This is a genomic window from Pseudoalteromonas sp. QJM3NY_12 (assembly GCF_056173165.1).
In genome coordinates this window covers 2,911,773-2,933,853 of the sequence record NZ_CM149661.1, presented here as the reverse complement: position 1 = coordinate 2,933,853, position 22,081 = coordinate 2,911,773, and the positions used below count along the sequence as shown (strand labels likewise).

Below are 22,081 nucleotides of genomic sequence, written 5' to 3'. Positions count from 1 at the left end.
GTTTGTCATTATTTGATTGACGTTTATTTTGGCTAAACCTTGATTATAAATTTGTTGCCATTTTTGTCCTTCTGCATCGTTTCTAAACGCAATATATAGTTTTTTCTCTTCAAGTAAATTTGCGTTCATCGCAACTTTACTTGCAATGCTGGTAAGGGATTTATCTGTGCTCAGTAAGTACTTTAATGCATTAGCATCAATAACTGCTGCGTCTATTTATGGCCAACCACACTACATAGACTCAATCTTACCTCAAGATCAAACATGCAGCTGTAAACTTAACCTTTAAATGTCACTAGATCTTGAATAAATACAACTTTCAACAGTCTACTTGTCTCAGTTTTAGGTTACGTTTTAAAAACACGGGCAGAATCTTTTAATTGTGCCGCTAGCTCTTGCATATCCCGAGAGTAAGTTTGAACTTGTTCAATTTTAGCCATACTACTTTGTCCAGCCGATACCACTTCATTAATATTTTTACTTAAGTCCTCAGCAACGGTGCTTTGCTCGGTAACTGCACTTGAAATATGGCTCGACATTTGGGTAATTGATCCAATTGCGTCAGAAATATTTGCAATCAGCTCGCTCGCTGCAGTTGCGGCACTCATACTGTCTTGACTCATATTTTTACTAAGTTGCATGACATTTACTGCAGATTGAGAGCCTTTTTGCAAATTTTCAATGGTAGTATGGATCTCCGCTGTGCTTTTTTGTGTTCTACTTGCCAAAGAACGTACTTCATCAGCAACTACGGCAAACCCTCGCCCTTGCTCACCTGCTCGAGCTGCTTCAATAGCGGCGTTTAATGCCAGTAGGTTTGTTTGTTCTGCGATAGCCTGAATAACGTCAAGTACTGATACAATATCCTGAACAGATTCTTCTAAAGTACCTATTACTCTAGATGATTCATCAAGTTGACCGACTAAACTTTCAATAGAGTTAATAGAGTTTAAAAAAGCTTCATGAACTTTTTGTGCATCAATATTTGCAGTTTCTGCAGAGTTCAAAGTATGCTTTGCATTATTTTCTATTTCGGTTGCAGAGGAAGCCATTTGTGTAATAGCTGTCGCTATTTGGTCTGTTTCTACCTGTTGTGTGGATAAATAGTGCACGCCTTCTGCGCTTAGTGATGAGATATTACCTGCAACACTAAGCGAATCATCTACCGACAATTTAAAACCATTTATAAGCGCTGCAATTTTATGCTCAAACTTATTAAAAGAGGCTGCCAGTTGACCTATTTCGTCATCGCGTCTAACAACGATTTCTTGTGTTAGGTCGCCATCACCACTGGCTATCATTGCCATTTTTTCTGCTACCTCAGATAGAGGCTGCGCAACTAGTTTTTTAAAAATATAAACTAAAACAGCTCCCAAAATACTGGCAAGCAACAGCATCTCAATGACTAAAAATATCGCCAATTCAGTTAATACTTTATCAATATGACTGTATTCAACGTAAAGACTCACTGAGCCGACTTTATTAGGGGTGCCTGAATCATCATAAATAAGTTCACTTTGTATAACAGACTGTGTTTTTACACCGTCTGTTTCTGCAAAAACTTGCTCATTAGTATCATAAATTGTTATTTTAGAAATATTATCAGAAGCTACTTCAGCTTTTATTAACTTATTTGCGAGCTCGTCTTGAAAGTTCCACATTGCATTGGGTAACGATAAACCAATACGTTCCTTAGCTAGGCTAATCTCAGTATCAAGTTTTTGCTTTAGTTGCTTACTTTGGGTGGTATAATCATAAATTCCAAAGCACAACAGCACCAATATCATAGCGCTCAACGTGGTAACTACAAGCCTAAATAAAATTGAACGGGTCAAAGGATGTCCTTACTTTAAGTAGTTTGACATTATTGCATTAACATCTATCTTCTCTAACCCTGAGTTGTAGATTTGTTGCCATTTTTTTCCTTCGGCATCGTTTCTAAATGCAATATAAAGGCTTTTATCTTCAAGTAATGTTTCATTCATTGATACTTTACTTTTCATGCTTGCCAGTGATTTATCAGTACTTAGTAAATAATTAAGCACATTGGCATCAATAACTGCTGCATCAATTCTACCAGCTGCAACTTTTTTGATATTTAGTACATCGGAGGGGACTGCATCACCCTTTATCGAACCTGCGGCAATCATATCGTCAAGCTCTTTAGTATTTACATAATCTTGCACCACACCTATACGCTTACCAGCTAAATCACTGGTAGTAGAGAAAGTGATAGGTTTTACATTGTTTTGTACTAACCCAAGTGGACCTGTACCTGTTGGATTTGAAAATACAAAATCAGACGTGTCATGCATATACTCAGGAAAATAACCAACATACTTTGAATTTGCTTGAGCTGCAGAATTAACTGCGCGAGACCATGGGAAAAAGTCTACAACAAGCTCGTGCCCTTCAGCTTTAAATGCGGCTTTTGCTACAGCAACAGATGCACCTTGTTGATCGAGTGATTTATCAGCATAAGGCGGCCAAGCTAATGACGTTAAGTAAACGGTATCGGCACAGACTAAGTTTGAAAAACCTAATAATATTAATAGTAATAATGTTTTCATAGCGTAACCTTAAAAGTTAAATGTTCTTGATACTGAAAGAAGTATAGTCGAGTCACCATAGGTGTCTAAGTCTGTGTCTTCATAGCTGGCCGATAAGTTCCAGTCGTTGATAGTGTAATTAGCACCAACACGCCAATGAATATAGTTATCATCATCAGCTTCCCACTGCCATTTGTCGTCATCATGGCTGAGTGAGTAGTCGGCACCTATATCAATCGAAAAAGCATCATTAATGGGAAAGTTGTGCGTGATCATTACAATGCTGTGACCAGCACCCGTACCAAAGTAATCCCATGCATGCCAGAAGTTTAGATTAGTATTACCATAATTGAACTTAGCGTACGCTTCAGCATAGTTATAGTCTGAGCTAAAGTCCTCGCCATGGTAGGTGTATTGAGCTATGCCTACGTCAAGGTTTATAGAATCGTTTAGGCTAGTAAAATAACCTAAATAACCGTCTGCTTCTATGTCTGTACCTTCTCCAAAGTCGACATTTGAACCCCAAACACCAGCATAAAAACCAGTGTCTCCAGCCCAGTCAAAACTAGCCTGTAGGGCGGGGTCCTCTTGAGTTTGGCTAACACCATTGAATAAATAATCAGAAACAACAGTTACTGTTGCCGAAGTTGCCGCAAGTGATGAAGTTGAGCAAAGTAGGAATGAGCTAAGTAATAATTTTTTCATAATTTAACGTTTTAAAAAGGAATATTATTATTAGCTTAGTACAAGTTTATAGATTTTGAAAAATAGTCAGTGATAAGGGTCTGTTGACCTTTGTGGATTAAAATTTGTTCAAAATAGGAGCGGTTTAATCGCGGCGCGAGGTTTGTAACCTAGTGGGCTCGATAACTGCTCCTGCGTTATTCTACTGGCTTACATCCATGTAAGAATGAGTAAAAACCGAGCAAAAAAGAGTAAATCGTCTCTAGGCAGAACCCTTTGGGCAGCGCCTGTTTGTTATTGATGCTGCGTTATCGCCTATTTGTGGGGAATACCACACCACCTAGGCTCTGCCTTGCCTAAATACCAAGCAGAATGCTGCAAATTCAACCTTGAAAGGTCAACAGATCCTAATACTTAGTGGCGCTTAAAGTTACTAAATTTAAACGCCAGTTTAATTTATTGGGCGTTAGGAAAACCAAGTTGGCGCCAAGATTCATACACAAACACAGCTACTGCATTAGATAGGTTCATACTGCGACTATCGGCTTGCATAGGAATACGAACACGTTGCTCATTGGGTAATGCTTGGATCATTTCATCAGGCAAACCTCGAGTCTCAGGACCAAATACCAAACAGTCACCCGCTTCATACTGTGCTTGGTGATGAAATTGACTACCTTTAGTAGTGCACGCATACACTTTTTTAGGCTGGCACTTTTCTAAGTAAGCTTCAAATGAAGCATGGCGTTGCACATGGCTAAATTCGTGATAATCAAGGCCAGCGCGTTTTACACGTTTGTCATCCCACTCAAACCCCAATGGTTCAATTAAATGAAGTGCAAAGCCTGTATTGGCACATAAACGAATGATATTCCCGGTGTTAGGCGGAATTTCAGGTTGGTATAAAACAATATCCAGCACAATAAGCCCTATAAAATCTTTAATTTGACGAGCTCAGTATACACGAACAATGAATAAAAAATGATATACTGAAAACATTAAATACAGCTTACAGCGGAAAGATACGTGCATAATCGCAGTTATGAATTTTGGGTTAAAGCCTCTAGCATAGTGACCATGGTTATGGTCAGCCTAATGATTGCGACCAAGGCATGGGCGTGGCTAGCGTCGGGTTCTGCGTCAATGCTTGGCTCATTAACCGACTCATTAATGGATATCACAGCAACACTAATGAGCTTTTTGGTTTTATCGTATGCACTGCGTCCTGCGGATGACGACCACCGATTTGGCCACGGTAAAGCAGAGGCGCTTGCAGGGTTAGGGCAGGCCGCTTTTATTGCAGGCTCGGGTTGTTTATTGGCGTTTCATGGTATTGAGCGTCTCATTAACCCCGTAGAGCTGACGCATTCATTATTAGGTGTATGGGTGAGTATTTTTGCCATAGTGTGTACATTAGTGATTGTGTATGTGCAAAATAAAGTCGTAAAGCATACAGAATCAATCGCTATAAAAGCAGATTCTGTGCACTACAAAGGCGATTTAATTTTAAATGCAGCGGTGCTACTTGCTATTTTACTTGCTTATTATGGGGTGCTGTATGCTGATCCGTTATTTGCCATAGGTGTGGCAGGATATTTACTTTATAACAGCTGGGATATAGCAACCGAGAGTGCCTCACACTTAATGGATAAAGAGCTACCCGATGAAGAAAAGCAAAGTATTTTTGAAATAGCCCGTAATCATAATGACGTTTATGGGGTGCACGGTATTCGTACTCGTCAAGGTGGTAAAGTTAAGTTTATTCAGCTGCATTTAGAGCTTGATGATAATTTACCACTTATTCGCGCCCATAAAGTAGCAGACGAAGTGGAAGCCATGATCACTCAGCAGTTTGAATCACAAGTGGATATATTGATTCATCTAGATCCGCTCTCGCTCAGTCGTTAACCTAATCTGAACTCTGCTTGAGATAGATTTATTATCTATAATTGAGGTTAATTTACAGACTCGCAAAATTTATACAGGCTAGTTAGCAGTGATTGGCGGATATCATCACGTTCAAAAAACAGCTCGTGCTTAGCTCCTTTAAACTGCTTGATTAGAGTATTTTTATGCCTACTTGCGAGCTTATGTTGGGCTTGATTATCAACCACTTCATCATTTTCTGCGCTGGCTATAAATAGTGGGGTGGTTATAGATAGCTTATCGAGTGCTTTAATGAACGAAAAAACGGTATGCAGCCAACCATAAGTCACACCACCTAATTGTAATAGTGGGGTTTGCTGATAAGTTGCCCTAAATTGCTCGTAACGTATTTGACTACTGGTTAAAGTATTAAGCGCAAACTCTTCAGCTGAATAATCGCTTTGCCCTAGTGCATAACATCCTGAGAAACCTAACAATGATGCACTCGCAGCGATAAACTGTGCAATTGGTTTGGGTATTCCTTTGGTATAAATATCAAACATGGGCGCCGATAAAAACGCTCCACTAAAATCATGTGAATAGCGTGCTAAGTAATCAAACGCAATGGCGCCGCCCATTGAATGGCTAAGTAGTAGTTTTTTACCTTGCCAGTGCTGCTGCACCACTTTTTTATTAAACTGGTTAAGATCGTGACTGTAATCTTCAAATTGTTTTACGTAGCCTTTGTGGGGGTTTTTTAATAACCGATAAGAGCGCCCCTGGCCTTGGTGATCAACAATAAACACAGCAAAATTATTACAATAAAGCTCCCAAAGTAGCTCTTTGTATTTATCGAGTCCTTCAATACGCCCTGAACTAATAACAATAGCTGTATGAGCATTTTTAGGCTTGGCATAAGCATAAAATAACTCCCCAGCTGCTGTGTTTAAATACGCTTTTTTAAGCGTATAAGTATAAAACTCAGTAATTGCAGACAGGTTATTTTCAAGCTCGCTTTCAGTGCTATAAAACATGGTCTCTCTTTTGTATTGGTAAGCTTACTTCAACGCATAATCCGCCAGCGCCTTTGTTTGATAAAACTAAATTTCCGCCATGCGCTATTACCGCATTTTTTGCAATGGCTAACCCTAACCCTGTCCCCCCACTGTGTCGGTCGCGGGCATCTGATTGCCTAAAAAACGGTTCACACAACTTATCGAGTTGCGCTTTAGGTACGCCTGGGCCGTCATCACATATTTGTATGTATATGGTATCACTGTGTTTTAAGCTAATACTAATAGTATGTTGTGCATATTTAATGGCGTTGCGCAGAATGTTCTCTAAGGCACTGGCAATCAACATTTCGTCGCACTCTATATTTACTTCAACATTACCATGTACAATTAAGGTTTTATTGTGCTGTTTTGCTTCAAACTGAGCATCGTTTATTACATGGTCAACAATCACTTGCAGCGACTGTGTTTGCAGCGATAAAGGTTGGCTATTGGCTTCTAAGCGCGATATCTGCAATACATCGGCTATCATTTTATCCAGTTGGTTAGCTTCTTTTTCAATACGCAACAAATAAGATTGATTTGCCTCACTTGCCTGCATTTGTGCAAGTCCTGTAGCCATTTTTAAACGGGTTAGCGGGGAGCGTAATTCATGGGATATATCGGCTAATAAACGTTTTTGAGCGCTAAGCAGTTGCTCTAGTTGATCGGCCATCCGGTTAAAGTCGCGCCCTAAAACTCCAAGTTCATCTTTTCGCTGACTATTTATTGTTGCACGCGCACTTAAATCGCCGTTTGAGAGCCTGATAGCGGCTTGTTTTAAGCTATTTATAGGGGCAATTAAGTTACGGCTAAATAAAAAGCTAAGCGTAAGCGAGGCAATAATTGCCATGGTAATTTTTAACCAAACGGGTAATAATCTTAAGCGAATAAAGAGCGGTCGCTGCTGATTGATATCGATTTCATATAACTCAAATTCCCCTTCAGGAACCCGAATACGCACAGGGCCAAAAGCTTGGTAATATTCAGTAAAAATAACCTGTGGTGGCATGCCCTTACTAAAGTTAAGTAAGCTTAAATCAATATTGTTCTCAACATTTTTACTGATCAACACTTCATCGCTATTTTGTGAATTTAAATAAAGCAACTTACGTTTCGTTAAACGCGGATGAGTAATAATGTCATTAATAGAGCGCTTGTGTTTATGTGCGCTACGCTCGATACCTCGTGCCAAATATTCTAGATTTTTTTGCATCGGTCCTTGTAGTGGATCATGGCTAATGGCGTTTATTAGTGAAATATTACTCAAGAAAAAGAGCGCTGTAAAAGTGCCAATAATGGTCAGCCAAAACCACGTAAACACTTTAAAAAACAGATAATGTCGTGGGTGGCGTAGCCAACTAAAGCGCAGAGCTTTATTCTCCTTGGATGAAGACATATCCCGCTCCTCTCATTGTTTTAATTTTATCGCCCTCAATATGCTCGGCTATTTTTTTACGAATATTACTCACATGCATATCTATAGAGCGGTCAAAAGATGCTAAACGTCTGCCTAATACATCTTCGCTTATTTGCTCTTTGCTAATTACATCAGGCGCGTGTTTTATCAATAAAGCGAGTATTTCGTATTCGGTGCCCGTTAATGTGAGGGGGATGTTATTAATACTGGCCTCTCGCGCAGCAAAATTAATAGTAATACCATTTAAAGAGAGCTTTTTATTAGTGTTATTACTTACACTATTAATATGTTCAATGCGGCGAGTAATTGCTTTTACGCGGGCTAGTAGTTCTCTGTGATTAAAAGGCTTTGGTATGTAGTCGTCAGCGCCGAGTTCTAAACCAAAAATACGGTCAAAGTCTTCTCCTTTAGCGGTCAGCATAATCACCGGTGTTAATTTACTTTGCCTGAGTTGTTTCAGTACTTCAAAGCCATCTATAGAGGGCAACATGACGTCTAGTAATATAAGCGCGTAATCGTTTTGCAAGGCAAGCTCTAAGCCTTGTTGACCATCATGTGCGGTTTGAATGCTAAAGCCTTGTGCACTTAGGTATTCGCTTAATAATTCGCATAAACCGGTGTCATCATCAATCATTAATAGTTTCATATATAAAGCCTTACGAGCTGTTAATGGTTTTATTTTACGCGTTTAATGTATCAATAGTTAGTCTTTACATAACCTTTACACTGCTTTGCGTTACTTTTCATTGAACCAGTTATAGTGAACATACTGGTTAGCAGCCAACAACCAATCCAATATTAAGGTGATGATTATGACTAAAGTAAACACGTTATCAAAATTAGTACTCATTTGCGGTTTAACAGCGGCAACGCTCACTACGGGCAGCGTATTTGCAAAAGGCGATGGCTATAAACAAGGTCACTCTCAGGCGCGCTTTTTACTCTCTGAGCGAGCAGCAGATAAGCTGGCACTTACGCAAGAGCAACAGACACAACTAAAAGCGATTTTTACAGCGCAAAAAACGCAAATTAAAGCGCTAAGAAGCCAAGACAAAGACGCGCGCCAGGCACAGCGCCAAGCCTATAAAGAACAAATGGATACGTTATTGTCAGCGCCAAATTTTGACGAAAATGCAGCGAAAGAGTTATTAACTGCACGCCAAGATAAGAAACAGCAATTGGGGTTAATTAAATTAAAAACCCAGCATCAAGTAATGCAACTACTTAACGCTGAGCAAAAAGAGAAGTTAGCTAAAATTCAGCAGCGAATGACCAAAAAGCACCGCAAGCATAAAGCATAGCGTTTTAACACAAAGCAAAAAGCCAGCTAAATGCTGGCTTTTTTATATTACACGAGTGATTATTTAAAAAAGTCATCTTCATTTTTTGCCATCATTGCTTCAATGTCTTCAATCATGTCTTGATTTAACTCATCTGCAGAGGTGATGGGTGCTGAAATTTTATTATTTTCAAACGACCACTCACCTAAGTCAATAAGTTGGCAACGCTTTGAACAAAAAGGGCGGTGCGGACTTTGTGCTGACCATTCTACTTTTACTTTGCAGGTTGGGCAGTTAACCATAGTTGGCATAATTTACTCTCAAATTAATATAGGCTTGGCTGCTCAATTTATCGTTAAGCAACTAAGCATTTTATTTAAAAACTAGTAACGCGGTTTATCTCAGCCAGCGAGGTCACACCCTCTGCTGCTTTACGAATACCTGATAAACGCAAATTGTTATACCCTGCTTTAAGTGATACCTCAGCAATTTCTAATGAGTTACCACCACGCATTATAATTTGCGCTATTTCGGGGGTGATTTTCATAACCTCGTAAATACCAACACGGCCTTTATAGCCCTCAGTACAGCTTTCACAGCCTTTAGGGGCATACAAAACCATATCCTGTATTTGTTGTTCACTAAAGCCTTGGCGAATAAGCTCTTCACGGGGTAACTGCTCTGGTGTTTTACATTTAGAGCATAATCGGCGCGCTAATCGCTGAGCGATTATTAAGCTAATTGAACTGGCCACATTATACGCGGGTACGCCCATGTTTAATAAACGAGTTATGGTTTCAGGTGCAGAGTTAGTATGTAGCGTTGATAGTACTAAGTGACCGGTTTGTGCCGCTTTAATTGATATTTCAGCGGTTTCTAAATCTCGTATCTCACCTACCATTACTACATCGGGATCTTGGCGTAAGAACGCTCGTAAAGCATTAGCAAAGGTCATGTCGGCTTTAATGTTTATTTGTACCTGATTAACCCCTTCGAGGTTAATTTCTACCGGATCTTCGGCGGTACTGATGTTACGCTCTGGCTGATTGAGTATATTTAAACCCGTATACAGGGAGACGGTTTTACCTGAGCCAGTTGGACCGGTAACTAAAATCATCCCTTGTGGTTGCTCTAATGCATCGAGGTAGAGTTTTTTCTGCTCAGGTTCATAACCTAATACATCAATACCTAACATGGCACTTGATGAATCGAGGATACGCATTACAATTTTTTCGCCCCATAAGGTAGGCATGGTACTAACACGAAAATCAATACTTTTACGTTCTGTCACTTTGAGTTTTATACGGCCATCTTGTGGCTTACGTTTTTCAGCGATATCAAGGCGCGACATAACTTTTATACGGGCAGATAGCTTACTGGCCAAGGTGTTTGGCGGGCTGGCTACCTCATGTAAAATTCCGTCGATACGAAAGCGAATACGGTATTTATGTTCATAAGGTTCAAAGTGAAGATCCGAAGCGCCTTTTTTTATTGCGTCCATTAAAATTTTATTAATGTAGACAATAATAGGGGCGTCGTCTTTGTCATCGTCTTTTGGCGTATGGTCTTTTTGTGGCTCAGAATCTAGTTCAGCAAACTCTTTAAATTCATCCTCACTTAAATTTAAGCTACCTGCAGCATCCAGTAGTTGCTCAATTTTATTATCGAGTTGAATGTAGTCAACTACCACCACTTCACACGATAAACCGGTGCTAAATTCAAAGTTTTCAAAAGCGCCGTAATCGGTAGGATCTGAAGCGGCAATATATACTTTTCTGCCTTTTTGTACCAAAGGTAAAATATGATGCTTACGGATCAGCTTTTCTTTAACTAGCTCGGCAGGAATTTGTGCAACATTAAAATCTTTTAAATCAAAAAAAGGTACTCTAAACAAATCAATACATTGCTCAGCTAAATCGTTGCTATCTATTTTTCCGCATTTAGAAATAAGTTCTGCGGTTGACGCAAAGTCTTGCTGCCTGGCTTTTACGGTATCGGTATCGACACGGCCGAGGGTAATAAATTTTCTTAGTAACGGTGAGTTAATATTCATTGCGCACCTGATTTAATCCTTCTTTACTCAGCAATTTATCAGAAAAAAGAAAGGAATACATTAATCGTACCAATGCAGCAGATAATTTACCGATAAAAAATATCAGTTTATTGCGCTGTGATTGGGTCAGTCACTTTATATTGTAGACTTTGCTTGCTGTAAATAATAACTATGTAGCCTAAGTAAGTCTTGTTTTACATCGTTTAAATCGCGGTTATTATTTAAAATATCATCCGCTTTTTGTTGTTTATGCTCACGAGACATCTGTGCGTCAATAATTTGTTTTGCTTGTTCAGAGCTAATATTGTCACGTTTTGTGGTGCGGGTAATTTGTATTTCTACTGGTACATCAATTAGTAAAGTACGATTACAGTAGCGATCAAGCTCATTTTCAAATAATAGCGGGGCAACTAAAACCACATAGTCGCTTTGCGCGTTTTTTAAATCAATAATAAGCTGAGTGCGTATTAAAGGATGCAACAGCGCATTGAGCCATGTTTTTTGCTCAGGGTTACTAAAAATACGTGCTCTTAGCTCGCTACGGTTTAATGCGCCATGTTCATCGAGTATGTCAGAGCCAAAATGCTTAACAATGGCATTAAGTCCTTCTGAGCCAGGTTCAACCACTTGGCGAGCTACAATATCAGCATCAACAATAGTAATGCCTAGCTCTGCCAACATATCGCTAACTGCGGTTTTACCACAGCCAATCCCACCGGTTAGGCCCAGCACCCAGTTATTTTTATGGTGTTGTGTATTACTCATAGTTAGTAACCAATAAAATTAAAATAGCTGTTTTGTAGTTGTGTACCCCACAGCATAGTTATCCAACCGGCTATTGCTAAATAAGGACCAAAAGGAATAGGCGTTGCTTTGTCTTTACCTTGAATACTCAGCAGGGCAATGCCTATTACTGCGCCTACCACGCTTGAGAGTAAAATAATGGTCAATAACGATTGCCAACCTAGCAGTGCGCCAAATACAGCCAGTAATTTAAAGTCGCCATAACCCATACCTTCTTTGCCAGTAATTAGCTTAAACAGCCAAAACACACTCCACAAGCTTAAATAACCACATGCTGCACCAATAATAGCATCGCTAGGGGCTATGGTATAACCCATAACTGATGCGATTAATGCTAGCCATAAAAGCGGCAAAGTAAGCTGATCTGGCAGTAGCATGTGATCAATATCAATAAAAGTCAGTGCTACCAATGCCCAAGTCACTACAATGTACAATAAAGCCTGCTCAGTTGCGCCAAAAGTGTAAGCAACAACTAGGCTTAAAATAGCGGTAATGGCTTCAACGATTGGGTAACGCACTGATATTGGGTTATTACAGGTTGCGCATTTACCTTTTAAAAATAACCAACTAAATATAGGAATGTTTTGCCATGGTTTAATGGCTGCTTTGCACTTAGGACAACATGAGTTGGGCTTAAGTAAATTAAACGTGTCAGTATTTTGTGAGGTGGTCTGTTCAGTCTTTGGGCTGGTTAGTTCATCGGCTAATAATAGGCGGCACTCAGTTTGCCATTCTTTTTGCATCATTACTGGCAAGCGATATATCACCACATTTAAAAAGCTGCCGATACATAAACTCACTAGGCCAACCGTGGTCAAATAAAACCATAAGTTAGCCTGCATCGCGTTGCTGATATCAATAAAAAGACTTTGCATTTATTTTACCTAAAACTAAATTCTGTGTTGATAATACAGTGGTTTTATATAAGTGCAAAATTAGGTTCAAGCAACGGGCAACGAGATGTGGGGAATCACCGCGTTTTAATTGTTCTGTAGGCGGGGCTTTATGCCGCGTAAGGTCATTATTCACAAAGAGGTTAAGAGACGCTTCGCTTTTAGAGGTTGTTAAGGTTACGGGTAACGGGCGGCGAGCCTCGAATTCCGCGACTAAAACCTGTCTACACAACTGAGCCTAGTTGGAAAATAGGTAAATACATGGCCACAATTAAGCCGCCAACTAATACGCCTAACACCGCCATAATTAATGGCTCAAGTAAGCTAGATAGGCCATCTACTGCGTCATCCACTTCTTGCTCGTAAATAGTGGCGACTTTAGCTAGCATACCATCAAGCGATCCTGATTCTTCACCAATGGCAACCATTTGTATTACCATATCGGGGAATATTTTAGAGTTACGCATCGCCCAGTTCATTTGATTGCCTGAGCTTACCTCGGCTTTTATTTCTAAAATAGCATACCGGTAAACTGCGTTACCTGAGGCACCTGCTGCAGAATCCAAAGCATCCACCAATGGTACACCCGCAGCAAAAGTGGTCGATAAAGTCCGCGCATAACGTGCCACGGCCGCTTTATTTAAAATCATGCCGACAACCGGAAGCTTCAGTATGGCGCGATCGGTGGCATCACGCAACTTTAAGCTTCTTAAGTGTGCCTCTTTGAATATATAACCAAAAGCCACAACGCCAATAAGGGCTATCCACCAGTACTCTTGCATAAATTCAGAAATAGCAATTACAAATAAAGTAAAAGCAGGTAGTTCGGCACCAAAGCCGGCAAATATCTCTTGAAACTGTGGTACTACAAATATCAGCAATATTGAGGTAACAATAAACGCCACAACCAACACTGCTGCGGGGTAAAACATGGCTTTTTTAATTTTTGATTTTAGCGCTTCTGACTTTTCTTTATATAGGGCTACGCGGTCAAATATTTTATCTAAAGACCCTGACTGTTCGCCAGAGGCTACTAAATCGCAATATAAATCATCAAAATAACGAGGGTATTTCCTAAGTGCGTTAGAAAGTGGCAATCCTGCTTTCACTTCCCCGCCAATAGCGCTCATAAGTTTACTAACGCTTTTATTGGATGAACCAGAAGCTATCATTTCAATGGATTGAATTAGCGGCACACCGGCCATCAGCATAGTGGCTATTTGCCGGGTGACTAACGCAATATCTTTTGGGGTAATTTTTTGCACGCTTTGTAAACCAAATAACGGCTTGGCTTTTCGTTTTACTTTTGAAGGGGTAATGCCTTGCTTGCGCAGCTGGGCTTTAACTAGAGCGATACTTGATCCGGTTAGCTCTCCTTCAAGTCTTTTACCACGAGCACTTACACCAATCCATTGAAAAGTATCCAAACCTTTTTCTTGTTGTTTAGCCATATATTTTAACCCGAAACTCAAAAAGGCAGCATGTCGCTGCCTTATTTTCTAATTTTCTGTATATTCCAGTTTAGATAAGTTTAAGCTAAAAGAGCAGAAGAAACCTGCTCTTTAAAAGCTTTAAATACGGCACTCTGAAGGTACATACTTATTATTAGCTGCATCTCCTACAGCACATACCCATGAAATACTACCAGCGTTTAAACTTGGAGTAGCAGATATACTTACTCCGCCAGCCTGAGTTGTAGAAGTTACGGTGATTACACCTGTTGCATCTGCGCATGATAGAGTTGCTGTATTAGTCGTCGCATCAGCTGCTGCTATGGTGCTTACGCCTAAACAACTACCAGCAGCAATTGCATTTGATGTTACAATATTCTCTGATACAGTTGCCTTTGCTGCTGACATTAGAGAAACAGGTTCTGCAACTCTAGAGCGAATTGTATAATCCTGATAAGCAGGCAGTGCAACTGCTGCTAAAATACCGATGATTGCTACTACAATCATTAATTCAATTAGGGTGAAACCCTTTTGGTTTTGTTGTGTCATTGTTTGCATGTTTCCTCTCCTAAAGGATAATGTTGCGGTAAGCCAAACGGGTATAAATTATAAATATAACTTATGTTGTTTACTTAACCTGTTACTACAAAAAATAAAATCATTTTTGCCAAGTGGCATTTTAGCACCATTGGTAATCACTATTTTAAAATTATTACCTTAAAGCAATGACCCAAAAGTAATGCACAGCATGGCGGTTATTCGTTTCTCGTCCCTTATTTGAGTATAAACCCAACCATTAAAAGTTAGTTATAACCCGCTTAAGTTACAAGTTAATTATAAAAATAAACCTTGTCGTTTATTTTTATTCTGTCCCTTACAAATGCTTCTCCATTCTTTTTAACTAATTAAGTATTTAAAACTAGTCAATATGAATGAGTCTAACACTGTTTATTGCGCTTTTGTATTTAAAAACTTTATAAAAAACGCCTTTATTTAATAACTTGTTACAAATAGTCCTTTAGGATTATTTAATGCTCTTTTTTAAAAGCTGTCAATCAATTAGCGCAAGAAACTATAAATAGTTTTTACATTATTTATTCAAATCGCATCGATAAATCGATTGATTGTAAATTTTTTGTAAGCGCTCCACTTGAGATAAAGTCGACCCCAGCTTGTGAGTAGGCTTTGAGCGTTTCCAAGGTCATATTGCCTGATACTTCTAATTTAGCGCGCTTATTTGTAATGGTAACCGCTTGGCGTATTTGCTCAGGATTAAAATTATCTAGCATTATAATGTCGGCGCCTGCGTCAATGGCTTGCTCTAGCTCATCAAACGATTCAACCTCAACCTCTATAGGTTTATCGGCATGATTTAGCTTAGCTTGAGCTACTGCGTTATTAATTCCTCCGCAGGCTGCTATGTGGTTTTCTTTAATTAAAAACGCATCAAACAATCCAATTCGGTGGTTTGCACCGCCGCCACACTTCACTGCATATTTTTGCAATGCTCTTAGCCCCGGAATGGTTTTACGGGTATCGAGTAGTTGCGTGCTAGTGCCACTTAGCTCTTTTACATAATGCGCGGTGGTGGTGGCTGTTCCTGAAAGCGTTTGTACAAAATTAAGTGCAGTTCGCTCAGCCGTTAAAATAGCGCGCGCAGAGCCTGATGCAGTAAATAGGGTGCTATTGGCACTAACTAAGTCGCCGTCGTTCACGTATATGTTTACAACTACACTTGGGTCAACTTGTTTAAATACTTCAATAATAAGGTCTTTACCACAAAAAATGCAGTCTTCACGGGTGATCACTTTCGCATTGGCTTGCTCTGCTTGAGGAATAAGCTGTGCGGTAATATCGCCTTGTTCTGCGCTTTGGTTATTTAGGTCTTCATCCAGTGCTAAGGTAACAAGTTGGCTAATTAGGGTATGCGAAATAGACATGAAAAAGCTCATAGTAGATAATTAATTAACTAAATTTTACTCTGTTTAATTACTAAATAGAAGCCGCTAACAACTAAACTAAAAAGCCAGCGCTTAAATAACGCGTTAATCATATTTTATCGTTTAGTATTACGCTATCTTTATGGGATTAAATCTATTAGCATCTTGATATACATCAATTTTGGTTGATTAATCTGAGCGCTAGATAATAAATCTATCTCAAGCTGCTATTTTGAGCAAACACTGTGTTGAATATATTTACAATAGTGTTTTAAATTTTTCGGCAACGGGCAACGGGCAACGGGCAACGGGCAACGGACTTGACACCAATCCCTACCATTTTACTCAAAGAGCATTTGACATCGGGCATATAAGTTTAAATCAAATAGTATGAAAATAGATTCTTTAGGCGTTATAAATAATATTACCCAGCGTGCGTGTAGCCACTTTGACGAGCGACCTGCTCACAGCGATATTTCGCTGCTGGTTATTCATAATATTTCATTACCAGCAGGGGAGTTTAACACCCCCTACGTTGATGATTTATTTATGGGGAATATTGATTGCAATGCACATTCTAGCTTCAGTGATTTAGCAGGACTTAGGGTATCAGCGCATTGTTTTATTAAGCGCTGTGGCGAAGTTATACAATATGTGCCTTTTGAAAAACGTGCATGGCACGCGGGGCGTTCCTGCTTGGCTGGGCAACAAAATTGTAATGATTTTAGTATAGGTATAGAGCTTGAGGGCACAGATACAACTAACTATACCGATGGTCAATATCAAAGTTTAGCTGCATTGGCGCAGGCTATTATGCAGCGCTACCCAAAAATAACTGCCAGTAATATAGTGGGGCATTGCGATATTGCCCCTGGGCGAAAAACTGACCCCGGAGCGAGTTTTAACTGGCGTAAGTTTTTTAACCTAATTAAATAACTAGGGTCTGTTGACCTTTCAAGGTTAAATTTGCAGCAGTCTGTTTGGTATTTAGGCAAGGCAGCGCCTATGTGGTGTGGTTATTCCCCATAAATAGGCGATAACGTAGCATCAATGCCAAACAGGCGCTGCCCTTCGGGTTCTGCCTAGGGACGATTTACTCTTTGTTGCCTACATGGATGTAGGTAAGGGGCGTGAGCAGGACGCGGAAGCTTTGCTCGGTTTTGACTTAGCCCACTAGGTTACAAACCTCGCGCCGCGATTAAATCGCCCCTAGTTTGAACAAATTATAATCCGCAAAGGTCAACAGACCCTAAATTAAGCGAGTAACTACATGATTTTGGTTTCAATAATAATAGCACTGATACTTGAGCGTTTAGGGGCTCGCTCTGCGCATTGGCAAATAAGCCATTATGCCAACAGCTACTTAAATCGCAGTGTTAATTTATTAACGAATAAAGGTTTATTTGGCACGGCTTCTGGGTTTTTAATTTGGTTATTGCTGCCGGTGATTGCGGTTGCTTGTTTGTTTTTTTTATCTGATTTTGCATTGTGGCAGCTGGTTTTTAATGTAGCGGTGTTATTGGTGTGCTTCGGTTGTGCTAAACAGCGTGCCTTATATAAGTCGTACCTCAATGCATTAACTCGAGGTGACCAAACTGCCGCCACTTTATATGCTTTGCAATTGGGGCAAAAGCGCACAGAGGAGCAGCAAGGTGGTGAAACCTTAGGCCAAACATTAGCGTGGGTTAATTTCCGGTTTTATTGTGCGGTTATATTTTGGTTTGTGATATTGGGTGTTGCCGGTGCTGTTTTTTATGCATTAGTACGTACCTTTGCTGACTTAGTGAGTGGTAACCGTGATGAAGTCATTGCCAAGCATTTTAAGCTCATTCACCGCTTGCTGTTTTGGTTAGACTGGTTACCTGCACGTATTACTAGCTTTGGTTATTTAGTGATTGGTAACTTTAACAAAGGCACTAGTTGCTGGCTGCGCTTCGTATTTGACTTTTCAAGCCCAAATCGCAAGGTGGTTACTTATACGGCATTGGCCGCCGAACAAGTTGAAAAGCGTTATTACGGCTGCACCTTTGAAGCCACCTGCATGATCAAACTGGTCAAGCGTAATGTACTTTTTTACTTAGTGTTAATTGCCTTAATGACTTTATTTGGTGGTTTAAGTTAAAGACTAGGGGTTAGGTCATAGGTGTTAGGTAGAAATTAAGCCAAGCACTGTGTTTAGCTTGATGTTGGCGGGCTACGAGTTACGGGCTAAAATCTCTAGCCTAGAGCTTAAACATGCGCGAGGTAAACTCCCGCCTACAATATAAAAGCATGTTTGCAAAAGGCGCTACGCTTTATCCTAGTGCCGAACCCCGAACCCCGAACCCCAGCTGGTCTGACCATTTGTTTTTCATATTATTAACCTTTCTTTATCCTCTGTGATCTGTGTATTATTTGAACTTTGTTTAAATTACGTTACGCTGGCCTTAGGGCTTTAAAACTGCTGTAAATTGACAGTAATTACGGTTTTTGATAACGTATGGCAAAATTTGGTATGACCAATTTACCTTTTGGTCAGGTCATTCAGTTAAAAGCCTTATTTAATGGGCTGCTAGCACTTATACAACGCGGACGTTGATTGATGTCTTTAAAAATTAAAGCGGCAAAATTATCTGATGTTATTTTACAACAACTTGAGAACATGATTCTTGAGGGGTCGTTAGCACCAGGAGAAAAGTTACCACCGGAGCGTGAACTCGCTAAGCAATTTGAAGTGTCGCGTCCGTCGTTGCGTGAAGCCATTCAAAAGCTTGAGGCAAAAGGGCTCGTAACCCGTCGTCAAGGTGGTGGAACGTATGTAAAAAATCAATTGGAAGAGGGGCTGACTGATCCGTTGTTTGATTTGATCAGTAAACACCCCGAATCGCAATTTGATTTATTAGAATTTCGTCATGCGCTAGAGGGAATTGCGGCTTATTACGCAGCACTTCGCGGAACAAGCAACGATTTTGCAAAAGTAAAACAGAGCTTTGAGCAGATTGCATTAGCTAAAGATGAATTAAAGCAAAAAGCCAAAGCGATTAATGACTTTCATTTTTGCATCGCTGAGGCGTCTCATAACGTAGTGTTACTGCACTTAGTAAGAGGGATGCAAAGCTTACTTGAGCAGAATGTTTTACAAAATTTAACGGTGTTACTTAAAAAGTCAGATATAAGCAGCCAATTAGCTGAGCACAGGCGTTTATTAATGGATGCAGTGATTGACGGTAATCCTGAACAAGCTCGCTTAGCGAGTAATGCGCATTTAGCCTATATTGAAGAAGCATTGCTTGAAGCGGGTAAAGAGCATTCGCGAATTGAACGTAGTTTAAGACGCACCAAACAAAATTAAGCAAGTACATTTACTGTTAACTTGAGTTAACAGTGAAGTATTCAATACATAAAATTAGTATTTTAAACATAAGGAAACCTCCATATGTCTGAAGTCAATAAAATTGACGTAGACGCGCTAGAAACACAAGAGTGGTTACAAGCTCTTGAATCGGTTGTGCGCGAAGAAGGTGTTGAACGAGCTCAGTTTTTACTTGAGCAAGTGTTAGAGCAAGCCCGTTTAGACGGTGTTGATATGCCAACAGGCATTAACACAAACTACGTTAATACGATTCCGGTTGATCAAGAACCTGCTTACCCTGGTGATGTAAATCTTGAGCGCCGTATTCGTTCAATTATTCGCTGGAACGCGATTATGATTGTATTGCGTGCATCGAAAAAAGATCTCGACTTAGGCGGCCATATGGCGTCTTACCAATCGTCTGCTGCATTTTATGAAGTGTGCTTTAATCATTTCTTTAAAGCGCCAAATGATGTTGATGGCGGCGATTTAGTCTATTACCAAGGTCATATTTCTCCGGGTATTTATGCGCGTGCATTTGTTGAAGGGCGTTTAAGTGCTGAACAGCTTGATAATTTCCGTCAGGAAGTAGATGGTAAAGGCCTACCTTCTTACCCTCATCCTAAATTAATGCCTGAGTTTTGGCAGTTCCCAACGGTATCTATGGGTTTAGGTCCAATTTCTTCAATTTACCAAGCGCGCTTCTTAAAATACTTAGATGGCCGTGGCTTAAAAGACACTAAAAACCAACGTGTATATGCGTTTTTAGGTGATGGTGAAATGGATGAGCCAGAATCACGTGGTGCTATTTCTTTTGCTGCCCGTGAAAAGCTAGATAACCTATGTTACTTGATTAACTGTAACCTACAGCGCTTAGATGGCCCAGTAATGGGTAACGGTAAAATCATTCAAGAGCTAGAAGGCCTATTTAAAGGCGCTGGCTGGAATGTTATTAAACTCGTTTGGGGCAGCGGTTGGGATATTCTGCTTGCTAAAGACACCACAGGTAAATTACTACAGTTAATGAACGAAACTGTTGATGGTGATTACCAAACATATAAAGCAAAAGATGGCGCGTACGTACGTGAACATTTCTTTGGTCGTTACCCAGAAACAGCAGCACTTGTTGCTGATATGACAGATGAAGAAATTTTCGCCCTTAAGCGCGGTGGTCATGAGCCTTCAAAACTGTTTGCTGCATTTAAAAAAGCAGAAGAAACGAAAGGTCGTCCAACAGTAATCCTTGCTAAAACAGTAAAAGGTTACGGCATGGGTGAAGCGGCTGAAGGTAAAAACATTGCGCACCAAGTTAAGAAAATGGATATGTCGCATGTGGCTCACTTACGCTCACGTTTAGGCTTAGATGATTTAGTATCTGAAGAGCAATTGAAAGAGCTACCATACTTAGAGCTTGAAAAAGATTCTCCAGAGTACAAGTATCTTCATGCGCGTCGTGAGGCTCTACAAGGTTACACGCCAACACGTATCGCTAAGTTCTCTGAAAAGTTACAGTTACCAGAAGTAGATGCGTTCAAGCCGTTACTTGAAGAGCAAAAGCGTGATATTTCAACCACTATGGGCTTTGTGCGTGCACTTAATATCTTATTAAAAGATAAAGGTATTGGTAAAAATATTGTGCCAATTATTGCCGATGAAGCACGTACTTTTGGTATGGAAGGTTTATTCCGTCAAATCGGTATTTACAACCCACATGGCCAAAATTACACCCCTCAAGACCGTGATATTGTTTCTTACTACAAAGAAGCAACCTCAGGACAGGTATTACAAGAAGGGATTAACGAGCTAGGTGCAATGTCGTCATGGGTTGCTGCTGCAACATCTTACAGCACCAACGACTTACCGATGATCCCATTCTATATTTACTACTCTATGTTTGGTTTCCAACGTGTTGGTGACATGGCATGGATGGCAGGGGATCAACAAGCACGTGGTTTCTTATTAGGTGCTACAGCGGGTCGTACAACGCTAAATGGCGAAGGCTTACAACATGAAGATGGCCACAGCCACATTCTTGCAAACACAGTACCTAACTGTATTTCTTACGATCCTACTTATGCATTTGAAGTAGCGGTTATCGTGCAAGACGGTATTCGTCGTATGTACGGTGAAGAGCAAGAAAATATTTACTACTATCTAACGCTAATGAACGAAAACTACCATCAGCCAGCAATGCCAGAAGGCGCTGAAGAAGGTATTCGTAAAGGTATTTACAAGCTAGAAAGCTACGAAGGTAAAAAAGCCAACGTACAGCTATTAAGCTCAGGTACTATCATGACTGAAGTGCGTAAAGCTGCGGCAATTTTAAGCGAAGAGTTTGGTATTGCGTCTGATGTTTACTCAGTAACTTCATTCAATGAACTTACCCGTGATGGGCAAGATGTTGAACGTTTCAACATGCTTAACCCAGAAAGCGAGCAAAAAACGCCATACATCACTAGCGTATTAAACGATTCAGTAACTGTTGCTGCAACGGATTACATGAAAAACTACGCAGAACAAGCGCGTTCATTTATTCCAAGCAATAACTACAAAGTATTGGGTACAGATGGTTACGGTCGTTCAGACAGCCGTGAAAACCTACGTCGTCACTTTGAAGTTAACGCAAGCTACGTGGTAGTTGCGACATTATCTGAACTTGCTAAACGTGGTGAAGTTGAAAAGTCAGTGGTTGTTGAAACAATTAAAAAATTCAACATCGACACTAACAAACTAAATCCACTGTACGCATAAGAGGTTT

General features: G+C 40.0%; 20 protein-coding genes. 6 read left to right on the top strand and 14 right to left on the bottom strand.

What is annotated here, in order from left to right; all coding sequences use genetic code 11:
• Positions 1 to 347: 347 nt before the first annotated feature.
• The 4 genes from AC0VZ5_RS13715 to trmL all read right to left on the bottom strand — a co-directional run bounded on the left by AC0VZ5_RS13715 (position 348) and on the right by trmL (position 4,154).
• On the bottom strand, positions 348 to 1,835 hold the full coding sequence (locus AC0VZ5_RS13715; protein WP_138609613.1) for a methyl-accepting chemotaxis protein: 1,488 nt from the start codon (positions 1,833 to 1,835) through the stop codon (positions 348 to 350).
• A gap of 9 nt (positions 1,836 to 1,844) precedes the next feature.
• The gene (locus AC0VZ5_RS13710) at positions 1,845 to 2,570 is read right to left on the bottom strand and encodes a substrate-binding periplasmic protein (RefSeq protein WP_138609611.1); all 726 of its coding nucleotides are present in this window, start codon (positions 2,568 to 2,570) and stop codon (positions 1,845 to 1,847) included.
• 9 nt (positions 2,571 to 2,579) lie between these two features.
• On the bottom strand, positions 2,580 to 3,254 hold the full coding sequence (locus tag AC0VZ5_RS13705; RefSeq protein WP_138609609.1) for a TorF family putative porin: 675 nt from the start codon (positions 3,252 to 3,254) through the stop codon (positions 2,580 to 2,582).
• Between the two features lie 435 nt (positions 3,255 to 3,689).
• Positions 3,690 to 4,154, bottom strand: coding sequence for a tRNA (uridine(34)/cytosine(34)/5-carboxymethylaminomethyluridine(34)-2'-O)-methyltransferase TrmL (gene trmL, locus AC0VZ5_RS13700; RefSeq protein WP_178956626.1), 465 nt, complete (start codon positions 4,152 to 4,154; stop codon positions 3,690 to 3,692).
• Between the two features lie 105 nt (positions 4,155 to 4,259).
• Between trmL and AC0VZ5_RS13695 the strand changes: the two genes are divergently transcribed.
• Positions 4,260 to 5,141 carry a cation diffusion facilitator family transporter gene (locus AC0VZ5_RS13695; RefSeq protein WP_475473284.1) on the top strand — a complete coding sequence of 294 codons (882 nt, stop codon included), beginning with the start codon at positions 4,260 to 4,262 and terminating at the stop codon, positions 5,139 to 5,141.
• A gap of 47 nt (positions 5,142 to 5,188) precedes the next feature.
• Here the strand turns inward: AC0VZ5_RS13695 and AC0VZ5_RS13690 are convergent, their stop codons facing one another.
• From AC0VZ5_RS13690 to AC0VZ5_RS13680, 3 genes are read right to left on the bottom strand one after another with little or no spacing between them, the layout of a single operon-like run.
• Complete coding sequence (locus AC0VZ5_RS13690; protein WP_475473282.1) at positions 5,189 to 6,133, bottom strand: alpha/beta fold hydrolase; 945 nt, start codon at positions 6,131 to 6,133, stop codon at positions 5,189 to 5,191.
• Positions 6,123 to 7,550 (bottom strand): ATP-binding protein, encoded by a 1,428-nt coding sequence (locus tag AC0VZ5_RS13685; protein WP_475473280.1) that lies wholly within the window; start codon positions 7,548 to 7,550, stop codon positions 6,123 to 6,125. The genes AC0VZ5_RS13690 and AC0VZ5_RS13685 overlap by 11 nt, the downstream gene beginning before the upstream one ends.
• Positions 7,528 to 8,217 (bottom strand): response regulator, encoded by a 690-nt coding sequence (locus tag AC0VZ5_RS13680; RefSeq protein WP_198523712.1) that lies wholly within the window; start codon positions 8,215 to 8,217, stop codon positions 7,528 to 7,530. The genes AC0VZ5_RS13685 and AC0VZ5_RS13680 overlap by 23 nt, the downstream gene beginning before the upstream one ends.
• Before the next feature lie 166 nt (positions 8,218 to 8,383).
• Between AC0VZ5_RS13680 and AC0VZ5_RS13675 the strand changes: the two genes are divergently transcribed.
• Complete coding sequence (locus tag AC0VZ5_RS13675) at positions 8,384 to 8,872, top strand: Spy/CpxP family protein refolding chaperone (RefSeq protein ID WP_475473278.1); 489 nt, start codon at positions 8,384 to 8,386, stop codon at positions 8,870 to 8,872.
• Between the two features lie 59 nt (positions 8,873 to 8,931).
• Here AC0VZ5_RS13675 and yacG read toward each other — a convergent pair whose 3' ends face one another.
• The 7 genes from yacG to nadC form a co-directional block, all read right to left on the bottom strand.
• Positions 8,932 to 9,162, bottom strand: a complete 231-nt coding sequence (yacG, locus tag AC0VZ5_RS13670; protein ID WP_055012427.1) for a DNA gyrase inhibitor YacG — start codon at positions 9,160 to 9,162, stop codon at positions 8,932 to 8,934.
• Between the two features lie 65 nt (positions 9,163 to 9,227).
• Positions 9,228 to 10,904, bottom strand: a complete 1,677-nt coding sequence (gene pilB / locus AC0VZ5_RS13665; RefSeq protein WP_178956622.1) for a type IV-A pilus assembly ATPase PilB — start codon at positions 10,902 to 10,904, stop codon at positions 9,228 to 9,230.
• A gap of 135 nt (positions 10,905 to 11,039) precedes the next feature.
• Positions 11,040 to 11,669: a dephospho-CoA kinase gene (gene coaE, locus AC0VZ5_RS13660; RefSeq protein WP_178956621.1), complete on the bottom strand. Its 630-nt coding sequence runs from the start codon at positions 11,667 to 11,669 to the stop codon at positions 11,040 to 11,042.
• 2 nt (positions 11,670 to 11,671) lie between these two features.
• Positions 11,672 to 12,583, bottom strand: coding sequence for a prepilin peptidase (locus tag AC0VZ5_RS13655; RefSeq protein ID WP_475473275.1), 912 nt, complete (start codon positions 12,581 to 12,583; stop codon positions 11,672 to 11,674).
• A gap of 242 nt (positions 12,584 to 12,825) precedes the next feature.
• Positions 12,826 to 14,052, bottom strand: coding sequence for a type II secretion system F family protein (locus AC0VZ5_RS13650; RefSeq protein ID WP_198523709.1), 1,227 nt, complete (start codon positions 14,050 to 14,052; stop codon positions 12,826 to 12,828).
• A 120-nt stretch (positions 14,053 to 14,172) separates the two neighbouring features.
• A complete protein-coding gene (locus tag AC0VZ5_RS13645) occupies positions 14,173 to 14,610 on the bottom strand; it encodes a pilin (protein WP_198523708.1) in 438 nt (145 codons plus the stop codon).
• Between the two features lie 536 nt (positions 14,611 to 15,146).
• The gene (nadC, locus tag AC0VZ5_RS13640) at positions 15,147 to 15,992 is read right to left on the bottom strand and encodes a carboxylating nicotinate-nucleotide diphosphorylase (RefSeq protein ID WP_475473273.1); all 846 of its coding nucleotides are present in this window, start codon (positions 15,990 to 15,992) and stop codon (positions 15,147 to 15,149) included.
• A 390-nt stretch (positions 15,993 to 16,382) separates the two neighbouring features.
• On the opposite strand from nadC, the gene ampD reads away from it, so the two are divergent.
• The 4 genes from ampD (at position 16,383) to aceE (ending at position 22,074) form a co-directional block, all read left to right on the top strand.
• Entirely contained in the window at positions 16,383 to 16,928 is a 546-nt protein-coding gene (gene ampD, locus AC0VZ5_RS13635) for a 1,6-anhydro-N-acetylmuramyl-L-alanine amidase AmpD (protein ID WP_475473271.1), read from the top strand.
• A 334-nt stretch (positions 16,929 to 17,262) separates the two neighbouring features.
• Complete coding sequence (gene ampE, locus AC0VZ5_RS13630; RefSeq protein ID WP_138609465.1) at positions 17,263 to 18,114, top strand: beta-lactamase regulator AmpE; 852 nt, start codon at positions 17,263 to 17,265, stop codon at positions 18,112 to 18,114.
• A 459-nt stretch (positions 18,115 to 18,573) separates the two neighbouring features.
• Positions 18,574 to 19,323: a pyruvate dehydrogenase complex transcriptional repressor PdhR gene (pdhR, locus tag AC0VZ5_RS13625; RefSeq protein ID WP_138608204.1), complete on the top strand. Its 750-nt coding sequence runs from the start codon at positions 18,574 to 18,576 to the stop codon at positions 19,321 to 19,323.
• Between the two features lie 84 nt (positions 19,324 to 19,407).
• Positions 19,408 to 22,074 (top strand): pyruvate dehydrogenase (acetyl-transferring), homodimeric type, encoded by a 2,667-nt coding sequence (aceE, locus tag AC0VZ5_RS13620; RefSeq protein WP_475473268.1) that lies wholly within the window; start codon positions 19,408 to 19,410, stop codon positions 22,072 to 22,074.
• Positions 22,075 to 22,081 lie beyond the last annotated feature (7 nt).